Source organism: Anaerocolumna sp. MB42-C2 (assembly GCF_030913705.1).
Classification (GTDB): Bacteria; Bacillota; Clostridia; order Lachnospirales; family Lachnospiraceae; genus Anaerocolumna.
In genome coordinates, this window is sequence record NZ_CP133190.1 from 1,260,796 (window position 1) to 1,282,908 (window position 22,113).

General features: G+C 35.0%; 20 protein-coding genes and 1 pseudogene. 3 read left to right on the top strand and 18 right to left on the bottom strand.

Going from position 1 to position 22,113, the window contains the following annotated elements:
• Position 1: 1 nt before the first annotated feature.
• From RBU59_RS05665 to kduI, 13 genes are all read right to left on the bottom strand, one after another.
• Entirely contained in the window at positions 2 to 1,516 is a 1,515-nt protein-coding gene (locus tag RBU59_RS05665; RefSeq protein ID WP_330698488.1) for a sugar ABC transporter ATP-binding protein, read from the bottom strand.
• Positions 1,517 to 1,908: 392 nt separating this feature from the next.
• Positions 1,909 to 3,495, bottom strand: coding sequence for a response regulator transcription factor (locus RBU59_RS05670; protein ID WP_308146907.1), 1,587 nt, complete (start codon positions 3,493 to 3,495; stop codon positions 1,909 to 1,911).
• A 23-nt stretch (positions 3,496 to 3,518) separates the two neighbouring features.
• Positions 3,519 to 5,285, bottom strand: a complete 1,767-nt coding sequence (locus RBU59_RS05675; protein WP_308146908.1) for a sensor histidine kinase — start codon at positions 5,283 to 5,285, stop codon at positions 3,519 to 3,521.
• A 97-nt stretch (positions 5,286 to 5,382) separates the two neighbouring features.
• On the bottom strand, positions 5,383 to 6,882 hold the full coding sequence (locus RBU59_RS05680; RefSeq protein ID WP_308146909.1) for an extracellular solute-binding protein: 1,500 nt from the start codon (positions 6,880 to 6,882) through the stop codon (positions 5,383 to 5,385).
• Between the two features lie 418 nt (positions 6,883 to 7,300).
• Entirely contained in the window at positions 7,301 to 7,813 is a 513-nt protein-coding gene (locus tag RBU59_RS05685; RefSeq protein ID WP_308146910.1) for an AAA family ATPase, read from the bottom strand.
• Positions 7,814 to 8,031: 218 nt separating this feature from the next.
• On the bottom strand, positions 8,032 to 8,574 hold the full coding sequence (locus tag RBU59_RS05690; RefSeq protein WP_308146911.1) for a GNAT family N-acetyltransferase: 543 nt from the start codon (positions 8,572 to 8,574) through the stop codon (positions 8,032 to 8,034).
• Positions 8,571 to 9,755 (bottom strand): serine hydrolase domain-containing protein, encoded by a 1,185-nt coding sequence (locus tag RBU59_RS05695; protein ID WP_308146912.1) that lies wholly within the window; start codon positions 9,753 to 9,755, stop codon positions 8,571 to 8,573. Before RBU59_RS05695 ends, RBU59_RS05690 begins: the two co-directional genes overlap by 4 nt.
• A gap of 330 nt (positions 9,756 to 10,085) precedes the next feature.
• Complete coding sequence (locus RBU59_RS05700; RefSeq protein WP_308146913.1) at positions 10,086 to 10,349, bottom strand: CD3324 family protein; 264 nt, start codon at positions 10,347 to 10,349, stop codon at positions 10,086 to 10,088.
• 171 nt (positions 10,350 to 10,520) lie between these two features.
• Positions 10,521 to 11,567 (bottom strand): FAD:protein FMN transferase, encoded by a 1,047-nt coding sequence (locus RBU59_RS05705; protein ID WP_308146914.1) that lies wholly within the window; start codon positions 11,565 to 11,567, stop codon positions 10,521 to 10,523.
• A 59-nt stretch (positions 11,568 to 11,626) separates the two neighbouring features.
• Positions 11,627 to 12,064: a DUF3788 domain-containing protein gene (locus RBU59_RS05710; protein WP_308146915.1), complete on the bottom strand. Its 438-nt coding sequence runs from the start codon at positions 12,062 to 12,064 to the stop codon at positions 11,627 to 11,629.
• Between the two features lie 206 nt (positions 12,065 to 12,270).
• On the bottom strand, positions 12,271 to 13,062 hold the full coding sequence (locus tag RBU59_RS05715) for a DUF7402 domain-containing protein (RefSeq protein WP_308146916.1): 792 nt from the start codon (positions 13,060 to 13,062) through the stop codon (positions 12,271 to 12,273).
• Between the two features lie 19 nt (positions 13,063 to 13,081).
• Positions 13,082 to 13,885, bottom strand: a complete 804-nt coding sequence (locus RBU59_RS05720; RefSeq protein WP_308146917.1) for a gluconate 5-dehydrogenase — start codon at positions 13,883 to 13,885, stop codon at positions 13,082 to 13,084.
• 180 nt (positions 13,886 to 14,065) lie between these two features.
• Positions 14,066 to 14,929: a 5-dehydro-4-deoxy-D-glucuronate isomerase gene (gene kduI / locus RBU59_RS05725; RefSeq protein WP_308146918.1), complete on the bottom strand. Its 864-nt coding sequence runs from the start codon at positions 14,927 to 14,929 to the stop codon at positions 14,066 to 14,068.
• 266 nt (positions 14,930 to 15,195) lie between these two features.
• Between kduI and RBU59_RS05730 the strand changes: the two genes are divergently transcribed.
• On the top strand, positions 15,196 to 16,050 hold the full coding sequence (locus RBU59_RS05730) for a helix-turn-helix domain-containing protein (protein ID WP_308146919.1): 855 nt from the start codon (positions 15,196 to 15,198) through the stop codon (positions 16,048 to 16,050).
• 12 nt (positions 16,051 to 16,062) lie between these two features.
• On the opposite strand, the gene RBU59_RS05735 is transcribed toward RBU59_RS05730, so the two are convergent.
• Complete coding sequence (locus tag RBU59_RS05735) at positions 16,063 to 16,644, bottom strand: DUF6143 family protein (protein ID WP_308146920.1); 582 nt, start codon at positions 16,642 to 16,644, stop codon at positions 16,063 to 16,065.
• Positions 16,645 to 16,917: 273 nt separating this feature from the next.
• On the opposite strand from RBU59_RS05735, the gene RBU59_RS05740 reads away from it, so the two are divergent.
• Positions 16,918 to 17,358, top strand: a complete 441-nt coding sequence (locus tag RBU59_RS05740; protein ID WP_308146921.1) for a C40 family peptidase — start codon at positions 16,918 to 16,920, stop codon at positions 17,356 to 17,358.
• A gap of 102 nt (positions 17,359 to 17,460) precedes the next feature.
• On the opposite strand, the gene RBU59_RS05745 is transcribed toward RBU59_RS05740, so the two are convergent.
• Positions 17,461 to 18,456, bottom strand: coding sequence for a LacI family DNA-binding transcriptional regulator (locus tag RBU59_RS05745; RefSeq protein ID WP_308146922.1), 996 nt, complete (start codon positions 18,454 to 18,456; stop codon positions 17,461 to 17,463).
• A 19-nt stretch (positions 18,457 to 18,475) separates the two neighbouring features.
• The gene (locus RBU59_RS05750; protein ID WP_308146923.1) at positions 18,476 to 20,020 is read right to left on the bottom strand and encodes a glycoside hydrolase family 32 protein; all 1,545 of its coding nucleotides are present in this window, start codon (positions 20,018 to 20,020) and stop codon (positions 18,476 to 18,478) included.
• A gap of 198 nt (positions 20,021 to 20,218) precedes the next feature.
• Between RBU59_RS05750 and RBU59_RS28760 the strand changes: the two are divergent.
• Positions 20,219 to 20,404, top strand: a pseudogene (locus tag RBU59_RS28760) (TetR-like C-terminal domain-containing protein); the annotation flags it as partial.
• An 8-nt stretch (positions 20,405 to 20,412) separates the two neighbouring features.
• On the opposite strand, the gene RBU59_RS05755 reads toward RBU59_RS28760, so the two are convergent.
• Positions 20,413 to 21,150 carry a CPBP family intramembrane glutamic endopeptidase gene (locus RBU59_RS05755; protein WP_308146924.1) on the bottom strand — a complete coding sequence of 246 codons (738 nt, stop codon included), beginning with the start codon at positions 21,148 to 21,150 and terminating at the stop codon, positions 20,413 to 20,415.
• Positions 21,151 to 21,266: 116 nt separating this feature from the next.
• Positions 21,267 to 22,076 carry a MerR family transcriptional regulator gene (locus RBU59_RS05760; protein WP_308146925.1) on the bottom strand — a complete coding sequence of 270 codons (810 nt, stop codon included), beginning with the start codon at positions 22,074 to 22,076 and terminating at the stop codon, positions 21,267 to 21,269.
• Positions 22,077 to 22,113 lie beyond the last annotated feature (37 nt).

Here is a 22,113-nt window from a genome sequence, read left to right on the forward strand (position 1 = left end):
TTTATTTCACCTCTTTCTGGATTTTTGTACCGGTTGCATAGGCCATAATGCTCTCTTGTGTAAATTCATCCCTGGTTAACATGCCGGTAACTTTTCCTTTTGACATGATATAGATTCTGTCACACATTCCAATCAGCTCCGGTAGTTCGGAAGAAACCATAACGAGGGCTTTCTTTTGTTTGGCCAGCTCAGTCATTAATTTGTAAATCTCATATTTGGCACCTACATCGATACCTCGGGTAGGTTCATCCACAATTAAGATATCCGGGTCAGTAACCATCCATTTTGCAAGTATAACTTTTTGCTGGTTTCCGCCGCTTAAAGATTCAATTTTTGTTTCATAGTCAGGAGTTTTCACATTCATCTTTGCGCAAAATTCTTTTACCGCTTTATTTTCTTCGTCTTCATGAAGTTTTCCGTTGTAAATGAATTTTTTAAGACTTGCCAGCGCAACATTTTCTTTAATGCTTCTGACCGGAATGATACCAAATCTTCTTCTGTCCTCGGAAAGCATAACCATTTTTTTATCAATACTGCTCTTCACATTTTTAATCACTGTTTTCTGGTTTTTAATAAAAACTTCACCGGATTCATACGGGTCAAGCCCAAACAGACTTCTCATAACTTCAGTTCTGCCTGCTCCCATTAATCCCGCAAAGCCAATTATTTCACCTTCTCTTACGTGGAAACTGACATCTTCAAATTTATCTTTTTGGGTAAGGCTTTGAACTTTTAATATTTCTCCTCCGAGTTTTATCTCTTCCTTTGGAAAATTATTCTCCAGTTTTCTTCCTACCATCTGGGATATTACGGTTTCTAAGTCGTATTCCTTAATTTGTCTTGAATCTACCACACATCCGTCACGGAATACTGTTATTTCATCTGCGATCCGGAATATTTCATCCATTTTGTGTGAGATATAAATGATACAAGCGCCGCGGCTCTTTATTTCATTAATCTTTTGGAATAATACCTCCACTTCTTTATTGGTAATTGCTGATGTAGGTTCATCCATTATGATAATATCCGAGTTATAAGATATGGCTTTTAAAATCTCTAACATCTGAATATCCGATACGGTTAATTCTTTTAGCTTTGTTTCCGGATTATAATTCAGATTCTCCTTAACTAAAAGCTCTCTCGTCCGTTTTCTGATTTCCTTCCAGTCTATACGTCCGTACCTGTCCCTGGGCCAGTTTCCTACACAAAGGCTTTCTTCAATGGTCATTTCCGGTATATAGTTAAGCTCCTGAAAAATCATTGATATACCAAGACTTCTTGCCTGTATCGGATTTTTAATATCCACAGGTTTCTCATCAATAAGAATTTCACCTGCATCCGGCCGGTAAATACCATTAATCACTTTCATTAAGGTAGATTTACCTGCTCCGTTTTCACCGCATAGAACATGAACGGTTCCTTTTCTCACTGCAAAATTAACTTGATTTAATGCCTTTACCCCCGGAAAGGATTTATCAATATTGGATACTCTCAGCTTAATATCTGTATTAATCATAAATCGCTTCTCCTTTCTAATTATTTTAGGCATTTTTGCTTAGTTGCTTTCTGTAAGTACAATAATACATGAAAATATTGAACAAAAAAATGAAACGAATTAAGTTGTTTGTGTACATTTTTACTTTTGGTCGATTTTTTTTACCCGAAATCAAATAATTTTACTTATCAGGATCTAAAGTTTTATACCGGATTACGATTCTTTTGTACTATATTAAGGTGTTATGAAAAGTACATAAAAAATACCTCAGATCGAAAAATTTGAATTTTATTTAGAATTCAAGATTTTCAATCCGAGGTATTTTTATATACTTTTTGATTTTATTATTTTATACCATATATATCAAAAGGTAACTGATTCGGTATTTATATTGCTGTTTTAGCAAATGCTGTTTATTTCTTTCCCATTCCCTCTTTATATTCAACCACAGTTTTGCCGGTAATTTTTTTGAATACTTTACTGAAATATTGCTGGTCAGAATATCCCACTTTCTCAAATACCTCCTTAATCTTGATATCCGATTCCAATAATAATTGTTTTGCTTTTTCTATTCTTAACTTATTAATATACAGTGACATATTCTCGCCGGTTTCTTTCTTAAAAATACTGCTTAAATAATGCTTGGAGATATTCATCTCATCTGCCACATCATCCAGCGAGATCTTTTCCATATAGTGATATTTTATATAATTAAGTGCCTGGTTAATCATAAATTTTGAATTATAATTTCTTACTTTTCGTATTTCACTTATAAGTTTCTCTGCTAACTCCAGGAACAACCTGTTAATATTTTTAAGCTGATCGGATTGGGTGATTTGATAATGATAGGATTTATGGGACTCAAACATTTCCCTGTCTGCCAGATAAAGACCATAGCTGCTGAATATATCACCGATAAGGTTTGAATAAAATATCTTAACAATCATAGGGGATACCAGGTTGTCTTCAAAGTATTGTCCGATCTCCTTTATCATTTCTTTGACTTTATCCACATTTTCATAACCTATGGCTTCAAGAAAGTTTTTATTATATATCTTTTTTAAATCTGATACGTTGGGTTCACTAAAATTAATCGTATCCGCAGACAGTATTCGATTCGAATTTTTTAAACGGTAAAATAACACAGCTGATTTTTCTGAAAAGTCCTTATATATCTCACCTGCCTGCTCTAAATGTAGAAATACCGGAGAAAAGACTGCATTTAAAGATATATTAAAATACTGCATTGCTCCATTATCTGCCGCATTAAACATCCTTTTTATTTCTGCCGCCCTTAAATTCGAAGAAGATATAAAAAGCAGGAACATATTACTTTGCTGGATATCTATACAATTCAGATCATTCTGATGAAACTGTTCAAAGAGAATATTCATAACTGCAAACCCTACCTGTACCATATCAGTTTGATCATCAACATTCGATACTAATGTGATACACATAAAAGCAAACGATGTATCAATAACCGGGAAGTCCGCTTTCTTTAGAGCATTATATAACCGGTCATCCACCTTAAAACCTTTCCTGACTAAATCAGCAGCCAAAGTGCGTTTTAGTTCCTCCAGATTCGGTTCGTTCCTCTTATCTGCTTCATTTCTACTTTGTGAATCCAGTTTTTCTTTGACAGAAGCCATTAGTTTAATCAATTCTTCATCTTCTATTTCCGACTTTAAAATATAATCATTAGCTCCGGCTTTCAAGGCTTTTCTTACTATCGTAAATTCGTCATAACAGGTTAAAACTAAAATCTGGGCTTCTGTATTATCCTTTCGGATTTGTTCGACTAACCAAAGTCCGTCCTGTTTAGGCATCTTAATATCAGTTATTATGACATCCGGCTTAAACTTCAGATAATTATCATAAGCCTGTTCACCATTGGAAGCTTCCGAAACGATTGAAAACCCGGCTGATTCCCAATTAATCGTCGTTTTAAGTCCCACCCTTACCAGAACCTCATCATCAACTATCATTACTTTATACATCCGCTAACCCCCCTATCTTTTCTCTAAGTTAAAGGAACACTCTGCATCTTGTTAACAGATAATACAACCTGTACCAGCGTACCCTCTCCTAATTTTGTTTTTATATTTATTCCATACTCATTACCGCAATATAAACGGATCCTGTGATTAACATTATTAATTCCTACTTTGCTGAATTTATTCTTATCTGTAGAACTAGATAAAATTTTATTTAAGACCTCTTCTTCTATACCAGGTCCATCATCCTGAATTTCTATGATCAGTTTGTTATTGCTTATAAAACCAGATATTTTAATATCAATTTCCTGCCTTTCATCCGTTAATCCATATATGATGGAGTTTTCAACAATTGGCTGCAATATTAATTTCGGAACAGATAAATCAAGACATTCCTCCTCGATCGACTTGGAAAAACTAATTGCCTGATTAAAACGTAATTTTTGTATAATTATATAATTTTCAACGTAATCTAACTCTTCCCTGAGAGAAATCATATCTCTGCCTAGATTGGTACTTATTCGCAGTAATTTAATCAAAGCCGTGATGGATTTGCTTACACTGGTATTGCCTTGTATTTTAGCCATCCATTTAATGGTATTTAAGGTATTGTATAGAAAGTGGGGATTTATCTGTGCATGAAGTGCTTCTAATTCCACTTCTTTTTTCTCCTGCTCTTCTTTTACCAGTTTATCGATAAGTACCTGCATTTCACCGATCATATTATTTAAGCTGATACCAAGCTGTCCAATCTCGTCCTTTGACTGAATTTCAGTTCTGGCTGTTAAATCTCCCTGTTCCACCTTTTTTATTACTGTCATCATCTTCATCATAGGTTCTGTATAACGGATGGAAAATATGATCATAAAAAGCAGAATAACCGCTACATAGATGACACCGCCCAATATGAGGTAGGTTTGTATCTGGTTAATCTCCTGATAGAGGTAATTGGTAGACAATGTTTTAATTATCTTCCAGCCGTTGCTTTGTATTGTGGAATAAATAGCTATCTGATCCGTATCTGTTTTATAAAGGACATAATTATGTCCTTCCTTATCCTCCAATACCTGGTTGGCATACGGTTCTCCTTTAATGGACTGTCCTATTTTTATTTTGTTAGAATGACTTATAATCCTGCCCCGGTCATCACATATAAAAACTTCGGTATATTCCCCCGGCCCGTTTTCCACTAATCCGGAATAAGCATTTTGCAGTATGGTTTCCTCTAAATCAAAACGTAAATATCCATAATCTTTTAAAATATTAAAATTTATGACTTTACGCCCCAATGTAAAATATAATTTATCAAATTTTCCGGACAGGATTTCAATTAACTTATGGGTGGTAGGCAGCCATATAGGTTGTCCGGTTGATTTAGCAAGTTCGGTGCTTATCTGCACTGCTGTTCCTATTTTATTGACACCTGCAGAATAATAATTATGATCCAAAATTAAATCGATGGATTCAATATCATCTCTTGATGTAATAAAAGTCCTTAATACATTATTAAACTCATCCTGTGAATATTGCTCCTGGTGCTCCAGCATTTTAAGTAATGTACTGTTTGAGATAATTAGTGTAGAAAACTCCTCCAGGTCATCCAGTAAAAAGTCAATTTTCTCTCCTGCTTCGTAAACCGATTGGGTTTCCGATTCCGTGTATTTATTTTGAATAATCTTTTTCACTGTTTTAGAATAAGAAATGGCAATTGCTATGACCGGAATTGCAATTAAAATAATTGCAAACATACCAAGTTTGACCCTTAGTGCGTTATAGAATTTTATTTTTTTCACTGTTCGTCTCCCCGTTATGTTAATTATCATAGGTAATCGCGAAACTTTATTATTCAGAAAACTAAATGGTTTCGCAGCTGTCTATTCATTATCCATTTTATTGCTTCAAATCCGTATATATTTTCATTCTTACCACATGGCTGTCCAGATTACTGATTAACATTTGATGTAAATTATGGATCAAATTTTTTTCTACGTCATAAAAATCAGAGGTTTTAGGCCTTAGATAAATATTCTCCGGCTTCCAGGCAGTTTGAACCGCATTCATAAAACTATTCATGGTTTCAGTATCAGAAATTGTATTTAATTCATTCTGCTGTTGACTTTTTATTTCTTCATAGGACGATTTCCTTGTTGGAAGACTTCCTCCTTCCGGATGTCGCAAAACTTTTAACTGCATGTCCTTAGATGTTGCCCATACAATATATAACCAAGCGGCCTCTTTCTCGGTTTCGGTAGCATATTTATTAATACCGATACCGGAACCGCCATATATATTACTACTTTTCTCATCTCCATAAGGTAAAATGGAATACCCTACCTTACCTGCAACTTTTGAGAGTACGGAATCTTCTAAATAAGTATAATTTTCATCCCAATTAGCCATCATAGCAATTTCACCGTTTCGAAAAGCATTTGCAGAATCTGCCCAGTTCCAATTTACACTTTCCGGCGCAGAGACACTAGCAACTTTCTTATATACATCCAACGCCTGAATAAAATTGTTATTTAATGCATTAACCAGTTTATAGCGCGGTGTACCTACTGTATTGATATTTTCGTCCAGGAAATAATCCCCGCCATATGCAGCCAATATATTAGAAAATTCACAGAAAATAGAATTATGCTCCTGTGCCATCAAACCGCTTCCATATTTTACTTCTTCATCCGGAACATTTTCATTAATCCACTCAGCCACTTCACAATACCTTTCCCAGGTAAAATCCGCTGAACCTGGTACCGGAACATAACCCAGATTCTTTTTTAATTGTTCTTTATAATGTTCAAATATATCCTTTCTATAAAACAGAATCATGGTAGTACTGTCAAATGGAATGGTATAGACCTGGTCTTTATTTAAAAAATAGGAGCACACCTCCGCCTGAAAATCAATAAAATCACTCATAAACCCTTCCATATGCGGCTGCTCCGGAGCCAGATTATAAGGATTTAAAACTTCAAGGTAATTATAAAACCGATTTAAAGTCTGATAAGGATCTACATAAACTAATTGATATTTGCCCGCCTGGGTAATAAAATCTAAATTTACCTTCTGAATCAGTGTGTCAAAATCCACCGCCCGTATATTTATATTAATACCCGTTACTTCTGAGAATTCCTCGCTTTCATGAGTAAGGATATTGGCATACAGATTATTTTCCACGATAAAATTGAGAGTAATTCCAGCGTATTGTTTCATATTATAATTTTCCGGTAATTTGATATTCTCAAAATTGGTTCCGTTTAAATTGATATTTTCGATTGTAGAAGTCACAACTTTCTTATATTCTTTATTTGAGCAGGCTGTAGATAAAAGTAAAATTATAATAGTTATAAGGCCGATATAATAAATGCTCCGTTTTCTTTTTATAAGCATCTTTTCCCTTTCCTGTCTGATTAGCATATATTAATTTTTTTATTCAATTAATAATAATTATAACTTATTATCTGCAGGAAATAAACGTTAATACGAATCCTTAATCATTTTTTATAATGCAATACATTACTATTCATCCCCCAGAAAAAGCAGCAGTTCTGTGAACAATAACACGCTTGATTTTACCTAAATAGTTTTTACGGGCAAAAAATAGATAATACAGAATGTATCCTATGGTGATAATGCGGATACACGTCAGAAAAAAGCCATAAGTTATACTTTAATCATAAAATATACTTTTAAACAGAATAAATGAAATTTTGTTTCTAATATTTCTTCTCAACGAAAATTTCAATTCAAAGGAATTTATCTTACCTGGGTCAGAATAAATAGTTTAGCTCTCACCCAGGTAAGACTTTTAGAGTTTCTTAGTGGTGACCAATTGTTTAATTGCATCAGCAGTTTGTTCAATTGTTAAATTACTTATATCAATTTTTGTCGTATCCATAGAAAGGTAAAGCGGCAACCGGGCTGCACTCCTATCTATGTCTTCCTGCTTACGTCCTCCTATCTCAATATCTTTTTGAATATGTTCAACTAAAACCTGCTCAGTACAAATCAAAGTAATTTTATACAATTTAAATTCTATTCCTTTCAGCCTGCTTAACAGCTGTTCAAATATATATTCTTCATGTATAACCCAGCAAAAGATAACATATTCATACCCTGAGTTGTTTAAGAACGATCTTAGCAGATAACAGATATTGTCCTCAACCATTTCTTTATTTTCTTCCGTTACAATAAAAGGATTCATATTCCAGCACCAGTCACCGTCCAGCCAGACACCGGGTGTAAGTTTTTCCAGTAGTTTTTTACAAACAGAACTTTTACCGACACCCATAGTTCCGTTAATAATAATCAGTTTTTTCATCTTTATATCCTCCCTAAATCTTCAAAACTTAATAATAGAAGATCTTTTTAGTATGCTATAACTATCATACCATGATGACCATAAAACTAACAACCTCATCCATTTTTCAGAAAAAACAAGAAGATAAATAAAGAAAGGCAGAATGAATATTTATAAAAAATTCTAAACATCTTTCTGCCTCTAATTTGGTATTCCCTAATCACCGTAAGAACAATTAATCAAATTAATCTACCCATTATAACCGTATCGTAGTAATTACCGTCCGATAGAATCTTATCTTTTCTTAATACTCCTTCTACCTCAAAACCAAAACTTTTATACAGGGAAATTGCCTTTTCATTTGTTTCCAAAACATTTAAAGTCATTTTCTTAATATGGTTGGAATCTGACCAATTAATAGATTCATTTAGAAGATTTTTTCCGATTTTATAACCCCAGAATTCCTTAAGTACACATATTCCGAATTCTGTTTTATGGGAAAAACGTTTAAGGTAAGTACCCTGACATCTTGAAAACCCCAACAACTTATTATCTGTTTCCGCAACTAAAAACAGATTCCTGGTTTTCTCACTGTCCTCTTTTATTAACTGCTTAAAATCCTCTTCGTCGATACCGGCTTCCCCTTTTTCCCTATCCAGATTCTCCGTTTCTCCATCAATCTGAACTCTTAGCCCAGATAATGCTTTCGCATCCGTCTGCACCGCAGATCGTATTATATAGTTTAATCCATTACTATGATATTCTTTTTTCGCTATAATCATCTGACCTCCTGTGAACTTAAAATAATATTACGAAGTTTTCTGGTAAGTGAGGTTGTTCCCGTATCGGTTTTCTGCATCATAAAAAGGATAGTTAATTTCTCCTTGGGACAATTACAGAAATATGCTCCGAGCCATCCATCCCAGCCATATTCAGAAAGGCATCCCATATCTCCCGCTTTACTGCTGTCTTTCATTACACGCATTAAATTACCGTAACTAAAACCGCATAAAGTCTGCCAGAGGTCAAATCCTCTCTGCTGAGTCTCATTTAATGTACCGGAGGTTAAATATTTGACTGTTCTCGGTTTTAGGATTGTAACACCATTTAAGTTTCCTTCCCTCATAAGCATATTAGCAAACTTCGCATAATCATCTATGGTTGAAACCAAACCGGCTCCACCGGACTCAAAAGCCGGCTCCCTGTCCATCTGCTGAATTATTCCCAAATGATTACCGGTATAAAGTTTTAATCCGCCCTCACCGTTATCTGCGTATGTCTTAACCAATCGGCTTCTTTTATCGGGTTCAACCCAAAATCCCGTATCAGTCATTCCAAGTGGTTCAAATATCTCTTTCTTTAAAAATTCTCCAAAAGACTTACCACTGGCTGCCTCCACAACAGCACCCAATACATCGGCAGATGTTCCGTACTGCCAGAAAGAACCCGGTTGATAAGCAAGGGGACACCTGCCAAGTTTATTCATCGCTTCTGCCGTACTCATGGGTGAATCGCTAAATAACCGGTCATCTATCTCTTTAAATAAGCTTTCCGTATCCTGCCCTGCCGGGTCAGTTCCGCCATAAACCAAACCGGAAGTCATGGATAGCAGGTCTTTTATTGTCACTTCCCGTTCTGCAGGAACCAGTTTATTTCCGCTAACAACCATTTGGTTTTTAAAACCAGGCAGGTATTTACTAACAGGTTCATAAAGATCTATCACCCCGCGCTCCAGAAGAAGCATTACTGACGCTGCTGTAACAGGTTTACTCATGGAATATAATCGAAAAATGGAATCTCTCTTAATAGGTATCTTGGCAGCAATATCTGCAAAACCATCCTCATGGTAAAAGATTTCTACTCCTTCTTTTATGATCAGTAAATTACCACCGGCTATCTCCTTTTTACCTACACTTGTTTTTAATAATTCCGTTATTTGTTTACTTTCTGTTAACCCAAACATAGTTATCCTCCTATGATTATTCAATCCATTTTAGCTATCATTTCGATAAATTTTAGATGAAACGAAAGTTAATCCGGAATGTCAATTTTAAGTTGATTATAGCATATTCTTCCAGAAGATAAAATATATAAATCAAAAAGGCAGCGGGTACACCCACTGCCTTTTAAGGTATTAACTATCAAACACCTCTGAGTTTTTCAATCTAACCATCCCCTTTCAAACTTAATTGACCGGTCAAATGTATTATCTCACAGATTAAAGAAGAAAAAAAGGAATTAAATAGTTATATTTATTTTTTATTTTTTTATCAAATATCTGTTCATACTTATTTCACTGTTTCTTATAAATAATTTTTCGTATGGTGTCTTCACCCAGATGAAATCGTTCTGCCAGTTCTTTTACTGTATCTCCCTGTTCAAATTGTAATTTTATCTTATTATTCCTTATGTCAATAAATTGACGGGTACCGCTTAAATAGCCCCAGCCTGCCTTATTACTTTTTTTAGGAATATAGATCAGGGATCCTTCCACATATTCCTGTATTTCTCTCAACAGGCGGTCCGGCAATACATCTACACCTTTTTTGTATTTCAAATAGCATTCCCTCCCAAAATAAATTGCTGCCATAACTGATACAATCAAAGCTTCTCATGCAAGCCACCTCCTTAAATTTTTAATGAAACAAGTATAACATAACTTTCAAAATTAATCCATTATTTTTCAATAAATGACTGTTAAAAGTTTAGATAATATATATTATGAATACTAATTAACTAAAGTAAATTCCGGACTGATATTCTCCATATCATCTTTCCATCCGGAGGATTTATAAATCTTATAATCTGTGGTTACGGCAATGCATTCCACTCCCTGAATGCTGTTTATAATGTGAAACCCTTTTTCTATTCCGGATACAAAAGTAACTTTTGTCAAGATATCCGCTAGCATATTACAATTTGGTGTATCACTGCTAATTACAATCGTATCACTCATAACTTTCGCATCTGCCGGATAACCGGTAAATGGATTCAAAATATGATGATACCGTTTTCCGTCTTTGATAAAATACCTTTCGTAATCACCGGAAGTTGACAGCGCCTGTTCAGGCATACGTATGATACACGTATAATTTTTATTGTCATCCTTTCTCGGATGCTGTACAGCAATCGCCCATAAGGATTTATCCTGTTTTTCTCCAAGAGCATAAACACTGCTTCCGCCAAGATTAATAATAGCACTCTTTACTCCATACTCTTTTAAGATTCTTACTGCTTCATCTGCCGCATATCCCTTGGCTATTCCTCCAAGATCAATTGACATTCCCTCTTTTAACAACTTTACACTATTATCCGCTTCTTTAATGCTTATATTTTTATAACCTACAAGTGGTAAAACCTTTTTTATTTCACCATCCGTTGGTACTTTCTGATTCTCTGTACCAATTCCCCACAGTTTTATTAAGGGGCCGACCGTTATATCAAAAGCTCCTTCGCTTAACTCAGAATATTTTATTGAAGTTTTTATCATATTTATGATTTCCGGATGTACCTTTACATACTCCTTGCCGGATGCACTGTTTATCGCACTGATATCACTTGTTTCTACTGAAGCGCTGGCTATTTGTTCAATTTCATCTATCCTATCAAATGCAGCATTGATAGCTTTATCAGCTTTGGGACCATAGGCTTTGATATCCATAATCGTATCCATTTTAAAGGCTTGTTTATCTACTTCTTTCATTTCATTGGAACAGCCGGTAAATAAACTCAGTAATAATATACCTATTCCTATAACATATAACTTTTTTAACATTTATATCCTCCAACTCCATGTAAGCTCTCTATTCTACTGCTACTTAGGAGGTCTTAAAATTACTTATTTTTTTCTTTCGGTTTTACTCTTAATTGTATTAGTTTAATTACATCACCCAATATTGAAAAGTTCGTAACCTGCAGCATCAACCACCGGCCGCCTAATGAAAATGCTGTACTTTCATATAAGGCTCTTGTATATTCACTGCAGGATGGAAGAAGCATATCAGCTTCAGAAGCCTCCTTATTACCGATTACAACAAGAGCTATAAAAGTATTCTGCATAGGATAAAGGGTGCATAAAGCTTTACCGCTTTTTTGATATTTTACATTCCACCCCGGCTGCATCGAGCATCGGCTGTATGATAATTTGGGAAGAATCTGATAAGTATCCTGCAAATAAGTATTTAGGTTCTGCCATAGTTCATTATTGACATATTCGTCTATCTGACCAGAAGCAGGTTGATTATCCGAACCGTATAGCAAACTCCATTCCATATGATACCTCCTTGAAAATATACTTCTTTAAAGCTATTGAAGTTAAAATACCGAAATTCAAAATAATACTGTGTATAAATGATTATTATATATATCAATTTTTTACCAATTATTTAGATTATAACACAAGAATAAAAAAATCCAAAGCTGCTGCCTTGGATTTTTAGATTATTTTATATAATTAAAGTCCTATAACTTCAACTGACCTATGAAATATCCGTACCGTAGACTTCAATCTGAGTTAAAGCAGGAAATGGTGACGGATCCTCCGATTTTATTAATTTGGACAATTGTACCCAGTTTATCTGCATTTTTTCAAAGCGGATTTCATGAGGATGGTCACTTTTATCTAACTCGGATATAATAGATTTTCCATTTGAAAAGGTTAAGGTTACCGATTTCCACCAGTTATCATGTGGAAAATCTGCTCTGGTGTAAAGTAAAACACAATCTATTTCCACGGTCCTGCCAAATTCCACTTTAATAGCAGCATCATCCTGTTTATTTATTCCCCAGGAAGCATAAGGCCAATTTCCGTGGCTGTCATTTATCGTAATACCATCAATAGCATTTTTGGCAGCAAATACTGACTCTCCTCTGGTCTCAACATTAGCAGAAGCATGGGGATAACAGGATACGGTGCCAGGTTTATCATATACATTAACAGCCAGGTTACGGTAAGTTTTATACTCAAACTCTTTTGCATCTTTTACGGTTAATAAATGTTTGTTACCGGAAAATGCTTTAGGGGACAGATTAAGACGCTTTTCTCCAAACGGTATTTCGTAACAAACCTTACCGGTAATATAGGTAAGTGATTTACCCAAAGCATCATCAAATTGAAGCCATATAAGAATATCTTTTTCAGAAGATTCTAATATAAACTTATCCCCCGGACAATATTCCCTTTGACAAAAAAGGGTTACTTCACCCTCACCATGGTTTTGGGCAATCATTTTATTTTCCTGATCTAATACTTTTAGTATAAATTCTGCCATATTTACTCCCCATATTTACTTATTTGGGCTGTTTACCAATATAAGCTAAGATACCACCATCAACATATAGAACATGTCCATTTACGAAATTAGAAGCATCCGATGCCAGAAATACTGCCGGACCTTCTAAATCCTCTGTTGTTCCCCACCGGGCAGCCGGAGTTTTGGCAATAATAAACTGGTCAAAGGGATGTTTGCTGCCGTCTGCCCGCAATTCACGCAGCGGTGCCGTCTGGGGAGTCGCTATGTAACCCGGACCGATACCGTTACACTGAATGTTAAACTCTCCGTATTCTGATGCAATATTTTTAGTCAGCATTTTTAATCCGCCTTTGGCTGCCGCATATGCAGAAACCGTTTCACGGCCCAGTTCACTCATCATGGAACAGATATTTATAATTTTACCATGGCCTTTTTTTATCATGCCTGGAATGACTGCTTTCGATACGATAAACGGTGCATTCAGGTCAACATCAATCACCTGCCTGAACTGTTCTGCCGTCATTTCACACATAGGAATACGTTTGATGATTCCTGCGTTATTCACCAGAATGTCAATCACTCCCACTTCTTTTTCAATAGCCGCTATCATTCGTTGTACCTGTTCTTCATTTGTAACATCACAAACATACCCATGGGCATCAATGCCCAATTCTTTATAAGCTTTTAATCCTTTATCCACTAATTCCTGATTTATATCATTAAAACAAATAACCGCTCCGGCATTTGCATATGCACTAGCAATCGCAAAACCAATACCGTAGGATGCTCCTGTTATTAATGCGATTTTACCTTCCAAAGAAAATTGATTTAATATGCTCATATTTTACACCCATTGCATATCGCAGGCAGTCCTGCGATACTGCCACAGAATAAAATGCGAAACAAAAGTTTCGCAGAGTGAAAGAATCACAGTGGCAACCTTCCTTCTCAAAATTTTCTTTCACTCCTGTTACTCCACAATAAACTTTTCTTTCTTGCTAATTTATAATATTATTATATCTTATCTGAGATCACGGTTATCCACTGCATCCATATCGCCAAACTCCTGATTTTCACCAACCATACCCCAGATAAATGTATATGCTCTTGAGCCGCTTCCGCTATGAATTGACCAGCTTGGTGAAATAACAGCTTCTTCATTTCTTACCACAATATGCCTTGTTTCGGTTGGTTCTCCCATATAATGCATAACAAAGGCATCTTCCGGAATGCCAAAATATAAGTAAACTTCCATCCTTCTGTCATGAGTATGGCATGGCATGGTATTCCAGACACTGCCTGGTTTTAAGGAGGTCATTCCCATAACCAGCTGACAGCTCTTAACTTGTCCCGGAAGAATATATTTACATATTACACGGTGATTGGATTCTTCCAGACTGCCCAGTTCAACTTTATTTTCCTCTTTGATGATAACAACGCCGTCTTCCTCATCCCCTTCCCTTTTAATCAATACAGTGGGGTATGATTTATGAGCAGGGGCACTGTTAAAATAAAATTTAGCTGGATTGTTTGTATCCTCACTGGTAAATGAAATCTCCCTGGCACCCATACCGACATATAATCCTTCCATACGACGGACTGCATATTTTTTGCCGTCAATCACAACGATTCCACTTCCTCCGATGTTAATGATTCCCAGCTCTCTTCTTTCTAAGAAGTATTCACAATGAAGCTCTTTTCCGGAAGATAACCCTAAAATTTTATTTACCGGAGTGGCTGCTCCTGTAATAATACGGTCAATATGACTGTATACCATTTTAATTTCATCTTTTGTAAACAGATTTTGAATTAAAAATTCTTCTCTTAGCCGGTCTGTTGTATAAGTCTTTATGTCTTTTGGTGATACTGCTGTTCTAACTTCCATTTTAATACCTCCTATATGCTACGTTAAACTGATTCTATAACTATCGCTGCGAATGATTCTGGAATTTCCATTCCTTATATTCCTTAAAAAGAATTATAGCATATAACATTTTCTCTTTCTTGTGATATATTGCATAAAATATTGCAAATATTGAACAGTATGATATACTAGGACTATTATCAGGGTAATTCTACTTGGACTGATTATTAACTGAGGGACTTTGGTACCCAAACATAGAATTGATTGTTTTAAGAAAGGAAAAAGAAATGAAAGCATTCAGTACCTGTAAAGCAGCAATGGATTCTTGTATTGAGAATAAAAATTTTGCTATTGCCCATCTGTATAATGACGAAAAACCTATGAATATGCATATTCATGACTGTTATGAGATCTACTATTCCATTTCCGGTGGCAAACAGTTCTTAATTGATAACCGGTTTTATAATATACAACCCGGAGATATTTTCTTTATTAACCAATACGAAAGCCACCACTTAATACAGATTGACCAGGAAATACATGAAAGAATCATTCTATCAGTGTATCCTGATTATTTAAAAGCCCTGTCGTCTATTGAAACAGATATAAATTATTGCTTTTCCAGAAACTTAACCGAACTGCATAAACTTACCTTAAGCTCACAGGATCAAAAACGCTTTTTATATTATATACATAAAATTTTAAGCACAAATGGCTTTGGGGCGGATTTAATCGAACAATCCGCCTTTATTGAATTAATGGTTTTTTTAAACTGCTTATTTCAGAGTAAACAAAAATTGTATGATTCCAATGATGAGTCCCTGTATCACGAACAGGTGGACCGGATTCTTACATACATTAATCAAAACATACAGAATCCCCTTACCATTAATGAGTTATCCGATCATTTCTTCCTGAGTACTTCTTATATATGCCGTATCTTTAAACTGGCTACCGGTACTACTATAAATAAATACATTACAGCCAAACGTATAACCATTGCCAAGTCCCTGCTTTCAGAGGGTTATACCGTGAATGAAGCAAGCGAAATGTGCGGGTTTAATGATTACAGTAATTTCTTAAAATCCTTTACTAAAGCAGTCGGCGTAACCCCTAAGAAATATGCCAGATTTACTTTATAATAATACTTCGAATCAATTGATACATTTTCCATTCAAAGGTTCTTCCCACCAGCCAAACGCAATTCTTCCCTGTGCTGTTACATCCGGTGATTCCGGATTGGATAAGAATATTAAAAAGGATCCTCCTGGGGGAAATATAAATTTACCTTTCTCTTCTGCCACCAAAGTTGTTTCAGGCTGCCCCCTTCGAACAAATGCTTTCATCCCACCGTTGGGATTACCGGCTACATTAGATGCGGATTGTAATTTGATCTTAGGTTTTGGAAGAGGAAATAGGGCTGTATTAGCCGGAGTAACATTCACTGAATCAATGGGTTCTCCCGGAGGAATTGTATTAAACCAGATCTGTGCCCGGAAAGTGGATTCCGAAATATCAGTTACCGTCCAGACATTAACATGGAGATTAACACCGGAATCTAGGGGATTATACAGCCATCCCCATGCACTGTTGCCGTTACCGAAAGTTAAATTATCATCATATCCAACAAAATATGCACCTTGTAATGATTTATATAATTCAATGGGTATATCTGCCATTTTGGTGAAATTACACTGTGAGTTGTTATAAGACAAATTCTGATAATAAGGAAGCATCTGAGTCACCTGCTTATTGTTATTAATTAAATAACCTTCATTAAGGTACTTCAATATAACTTTTTTTAATTTATTACTATTTTATGTTAAGCACATTATATTGTGATTAAGAAACTAGCCTTTTGCCATATAGTAACAATTTTCGACATTGGAACATAAGATAAAAAGACAGGTAATTGTGAAACAAGTATTAATTGTATGATATATACAGAATACTGGATATTTTTCCAATAACCTGGAAGAAATAAGATACGAAAGGAGAGTGAAAGTGAATTGAAATCTAAAAAAATCAAGGTCTTAACTTATTTTATCATTCCTTACAGCGCATCTGAAAAGTCAAAAAAAGATTCCACAGGTTTCCGCAAAGAAATTGTAAACTACGCACTGAAATTTGAAGGGAATCCGTATGTCTGGGGAGGAACCAGTTTAACAAATGGAGCTGATTGTTCCGGTTTTACGCAATCAGTTTTTAGAGATAAAGGAATTGATATACCCAGAACATCAAAACTGCAGGCAGCAGAAGGGCAAGCTATTTCTCTTTCCGATATAAAACCTGCCGATTTATTATTTTATAAGAAAAACGGCATTATTAACCATGTTGCCATATATATCGGGGATGGCAAAGTGATTTCTGCAGGCAGTCCAAGTACAGGTATCCGGGTATTGGATTATAATTACAGAAAACCTTATAAAGCAGTCAACTATATTGACTGATAGAACGAGAGGATGTTACAAAATAGTCTGAATATCCGGCTGTTAATTTTGCAACATCCCCGCCATAGAGTAGCTGAATACATACCAAACATTATTAATCTTTTATCTTGTAGTACCGCCGTCAACAAAAGAAACCGGTAAGATTGTTAAGTCCTCTATAGTTTCTTTATTGATTAATTTCATCAAGTGATTCACACAAGTAAACGCCATATCCTTTACCGGCTGCTTTATGCTGGATAATTGATATGCTCCAACATTTAAGGCTCTCAGCCCATCGTATCCGATTACCTGGACATCCATTGGAATATTAAGTCCCATTTGCTTTAATTTTTCTATTATTATCTGTCCTAACGAATCTGAACTTGCAAAAATTCCATCATATACAAATTTATCATGATTCATACATTCTTCCAGAAAACGACAGACCTTATGTTCCGTCTCTCCGCCCTTTTCTAGCGTAGTTTCTTCCCCGAATTCCATAGCACAGTAATCTATTCCCGTTTTTTTACAAGCATCCATAAAACCCTGCCCTCTTTTTAAGGTTTCACTACTTATGGTAGAACCGTTTCTGATATAGATAATATTTTTACATCCTGTTTCTATTAATTTTTCAGCAGCGATTTTACCGCCATAATAATTGTCACTGGCTACACAACACACTTTAGACTTAAAATGACGGTCGATGGAGATAATCGGTAAATCATCACTTAAATATTCATCACTGTTACTATAGGTTACACATATAAGCCCGTCCACTTTATTTTGCTTTGCCATATTAATATAAGCAAATTCCTTTTCTTTCTTACAATGTGAATTGCAGATTAATAATTTATAATTTATTTCTGCAAGTGCCTGCTCTACATAATTGACCAGCAAGGCAAAAAAAGGACTGATCAGATCGGGCACAATAATTGCAACCGTATTGGTCCTTTGTGCTTTTAATCCTCTCGCATAAGTATTAACCTGATAGCCTAACCGCTTAATTGACTGTTCTACTTTTTCTTTATAAACTGCCGTAACATATATATTATTAAGTACTTTTGATACGGTACCAACGGAAACGCCGGCATCTTGGGCAACATCTTTTATGGTAACCACAGCAAAAACCCCCGTCTCCTTAGTTTATTGAAAGTTCACACCACTCTTTTGTAATACTGTTTCCGGTTTCTATTATTTTTACAGATTTACCAAGTATATTTTCTTCCACTTCCACCGCACCGTATATTGTTCCGTTGTTACAAAGGAATTCTATTACCTCTTGGTCCAGAATAATTTTAAGCTCCTGTTTCTTATTACTGCCAAGAGAAATGATTGAACTTTCACTGTCCTTCTCAATTGTATTAATAATTAATTGGCTGGCTTTTAGGTTTAAGCATATCTCTGAATTACCGATTTGAATCTTTGTATCTCCTTCTGCCGAACTCTCCCAACTGAGTTTAATACAGACCGGATTACCTTCTAACGTTATTTTTTCTTCAACGAACGGACGGTATTTCCCCTCCAAACGTCTGAATTCCTCCATCGGATTTAATTTTAACCGTAACCCCTCCTCCGATTTGGTAAGAGATAATTCCATAGGAAGGGACATTAAACCGCAGTAATTTCCTCTATGGTTTTTCATCCGCAGCCAGGCTACACTGATAACTCTGTCCTCTATTCCGGAATATGTCTGAGCCGCATAAGATAACTTTGTACCGTAAGCACTTAAAACTCCGCTTTCCGCTTGGAATGTATAACCATCAAATGTACCGACTACATAATAACCGTCAGCTGACCAGAATACCCATCTGGTATCAGAAGTATTACCCACCGGCAGTTCAAATAAATCCGGACATTCCCACATTCCATCAAAATGCAGTATCTGGGTTTCTTCCCACTTAATCAGATCATCGGAACGAAAAATAGCAAAATCGTTACCATCTAAATACAACACCATAATATAGGCAGCGGATTTATTATGATAAAATACTTTAGGGTCCCTGTTTTCCTTTATTATATGATCCATACAAAAATGTTCATATTTTATTAAGGTGTTACCGCCATCTGTAGAATATGCCATTCTCTGAGTAAACAGGATATCACTTTTCTTAGACCATTCATTAGTCCCGCCTGCAGCTGTATAGTAATAAACTTGGGTATTTTTACCGTAGTTTAAATTATTAAAAACATCTATAATACCGCTTCCTGAAAAAATTGTACCATTTTGATCCGGACTAAGAGCTACTGGTTTATGTTCCCAATGCATTAAATCCTTACTTACCGCATGTCCCCAATGCATATTGCCCCAGGCAACACCGTAAGGATTCCACTGGTAATATAAATGATAAAATCCGTCTGCAAAAAGCATTCCATTAGGATCATTATGCCATCCTATCTCCGGTGCAAAATGAAGTTTTGGGCGGTAAGGATAAGAATACTCCGGTTTTTCCTCTTTGAAAATAAAAGATGCAGCAAATACTTCTCCACCATCACTTAATACAGTGATTTCCTTGCCCATCCACTTTGATACTTCCAGAGAAGCATAAAAATCACATTCCCTGTTTCCTAAACAAATATCGATTTCCTGTAATTTTTTGCCCTCTGAATAAAGATGCAGTTTAACCTGTTTTGAATTAACGGAAACGGGCATCCATAAAAATTGATTTGTAACTTTTAAATTCAAACTTTAATCCCCTTTCTTTAAGGTATAGCAGTAATATGAATCGTTTCATATTATAATACTACATTCCCTTAAACAAGTCAATATTTTACAGATATGTAAGCATTAAATCCTATTACAACAAATAGGAAGGCATTAAGTATTAACGGAGATATTACAATTATAAAACAATTGGAAAATTAGTTACAGGATAAGTTATCAGATATTATAAAATCTTTTTTTACAAAGGCAAAATCAGCCAATTACCCTATAATAAATGTTTTTTATTATAACAGCTGTATTGGAGCGTTTGAAACATGGCTTTCAACCGGTCAGAAACAGACTCCAGAGGAATTGGCTGTAATTATTGCAAATATAATAAAGAAATGTGAAACAGTGATTCACTAAACGATTGTTTATTTTAACAGACTAAGTACAGCCATGATAACGCTGGCAGTATTAAGGGTACAATGTACTATCATTCCAATATAAATATTTTTCTTTTTATAAACACAATATACAAAAGGAAGACACGCGATTATTCTTGTAAGAAATTCCCATGGCGAGAATAAATGATAAGCTGAAAATAACACCGTTATTATTACTGGAGTCCAGTTACCAAATCGGTTTATTCTCGGCATTAAAAATCCTCTGAAATAAAGTTCTTCCGCAATCGGTCCCAAAATTCCATTTGAGACGGCATATAATATGAAACTGATTATAATAATACACCTTGGATAATCTTTATAATGTATAAAGAAATCGGAAAGTTTAAAATATTCTGGTACATTTTGATATATGGTGTGAAACATTATATTTCTTTCAATCGGTGAAACGAAAGTAAACACAATTCCGCCAATAAGTATTAACACTGCCGATATACCTATTATTTTATATACCGGCATTTTTTCATGCTTAATAAAGGCGCTTAAAAGATTTAAATGGTTCGTTTCCCGTTTAGAAAAGAATAAGATAATACCGATCTCACTGGGAATTAATATAATTAAAATAATTACCGTAAAACTTAAGAAAGGCGGAATAACTGCCTCAAATTGAGTTGCCCAGAAATAAGTTCCAAAGATTAGAATAGCAGGAATAAAAACTAATAAAAGTAATTTTGGTACCGATAATTGTTTGATTTTATTATCCGTCATTTTTTGCTACCTCCAAGATTTTTGATTGACAGCCACTCAAGTGAACTTGGTGATTGTTCTCTTTGCTTTCCTGGAGATTATAAACCTTGGTATCATACCAAGGTCAATACCTTTATTTATTCAATTGGAGCAAATATTTCCAAATAGGCTTTTGCAGTTCCATGATTTACTGTAATTAGCATCATACTTATAATCACAATGCCCTTTCCATTTAACTGATTTTTCTTGGCATAATTATAACATTTATGAAACATATCCGGTAATATATCACCTTTATCAATGGAATCTTCCACTATGGTGTATAAGCATTTCTTATAAGACATTAAATTAGTATTATTAACGGTACTCTTACTGACATTCCGGGTTATTATCATTTTATTACTTTCAATTCCCTTTTTCGAATAGGTCAACAATCTTTTTATACTATCAACAATTGGTTTTCCACCTAGCTCAATTTTTTTCTTATGTATGTTTTCATATTCTTTATAGGCTCTATAGTCAGATATCTCTCCAATTACTTCAAACGCGGGCATTGACTGTACAGAAAATTTATCTAAATTCCTTGCTATCCTGTCACATGCCTCTTTTCCTTTATTTATGCTAGAGAGATAATTATTGAGTTCCTCTATCTTAGAAGTGATCTCCTTCTCCTTATCTGCCAATACGGATGAAATTTCTCTATAACTGTCACCTGACCATATACTGCCTATTTCTTTTATACTTAGATTCATGGAAAGGTAAAATTCTATGGAAAGCACCTTATCAATATCACTTATCGTATAGTTTCTATAATTATTGTCATTATTTTGATTTGGAAACAAAAGCCCTTTTTCTTCATAATATCTTAACCGATCTCTTGATATTCCGGTAATTTCTGAAACCTGCCCTATGGTATAGGTAGCGTATCTATTTTCTGTAGAACCCATTATAGATTCCTCCGTAATATTGTTTACTGCTCTAAAG

Coding starts and splice junctions, on each gene's coding strand:
- RBU59_RS05665 (WP_330698488.1), bottom strand. CDS start 1,516: ATGATTAATACAGATATTAAGCTGAGAGTATCCAATATTGATAAATCC.
- RBU59_RS05670 (WP_308146907.1), bottom strand. CDS start 3,495: ATGTATAAAGTAATGATAGTTGATGATGAGGTTCTGGTAAGGGTGGGA.
- RBU59_RS05680 (WP_308146909.1), bottom strand. CDS start 6,882: ATGCTTATAAAAAGAAAACGGAGCATTTATTATATCGGCCTTATAACT.
- RBU59_RS05685 (WP_308146910.1), bottom strand. CDS start 7,813: ATGAAAAAACTGATTATTATTAACGGAACTATGGGTGTCGGTAAAAGT.
- RBU59_RS05690 (WP_308146911.1), bottom strand. CDS start 8,574: ATGATTATAGCGAAAAAAGAATATCATAGTAATGGATTAAACTATATA.
- RBU59_RS05695 (WP_308146912.1), bottom strand. CDS start 9,755: ATGTTTGGGTTAACAGAAAGTAAACAAATAACGGAATTATTAAAAACA.
- RBU59_RS05705 (WP_308146914.1), bottom strand. CDS start 11,567: ATGTTAAAAAAGTTATATGTTATAGGAATAGGTATATTATTACTGAGT.
- RBU59_RS05710 (WP_308146915.1), bottom strand. CDS start 12,064: ATGGAATGGAGTTTGCTATACGGTTCGGATAATCAACCTGCTTCTGGT.
- RBU59_RS05715 (WP_308146916.1), bottom strand. CDS start 13,062: ATGGCAGAATTTATACTAAAAGTATTAGATCAGGAAAATAAAATGATT.
- RBU59_RS05720 (WP_308146917.1), bottom strand. CDS start 13,885: ATGAGCATATTAAATCAATTTTCTTTGGAAGGTAAAATCGCATTAATA.
- kduI (WP_308146918.1), bottom strand. CDS start 14,929: ATGGAAGTTAGAACAGCAGTATCACCAAAAGACATAAAGACTTATACA.
- RBU59_RS05730 (WP_308146919.1), top strand. CDS start 15,196: ATGAAAGCATTCAGTACCTGTAAAGCAGCAATGGATTCTTGTATTGAG.
- RBU59_RS05735 (WP_308146920.1), bottom strand. CDS start 16,644: ATGCTTCCTTATTATCAGAATTTGTCTTATAACAACTCACAGTGTAAT.
- RBU59_RS05755 (WP_308146924.1), bottom strand. CDS start 21,150: ATGACGGATAATAAAATCAAACAATTATCGGTACCAAAATTACTTTTA.
- RBU59_RS05760 (WP_308146925.1), bottom strand. CDS start 22,076: ATGGGTTCTACAGAAAATAGATACGCTACCTATACCATAGGGCAGGTT.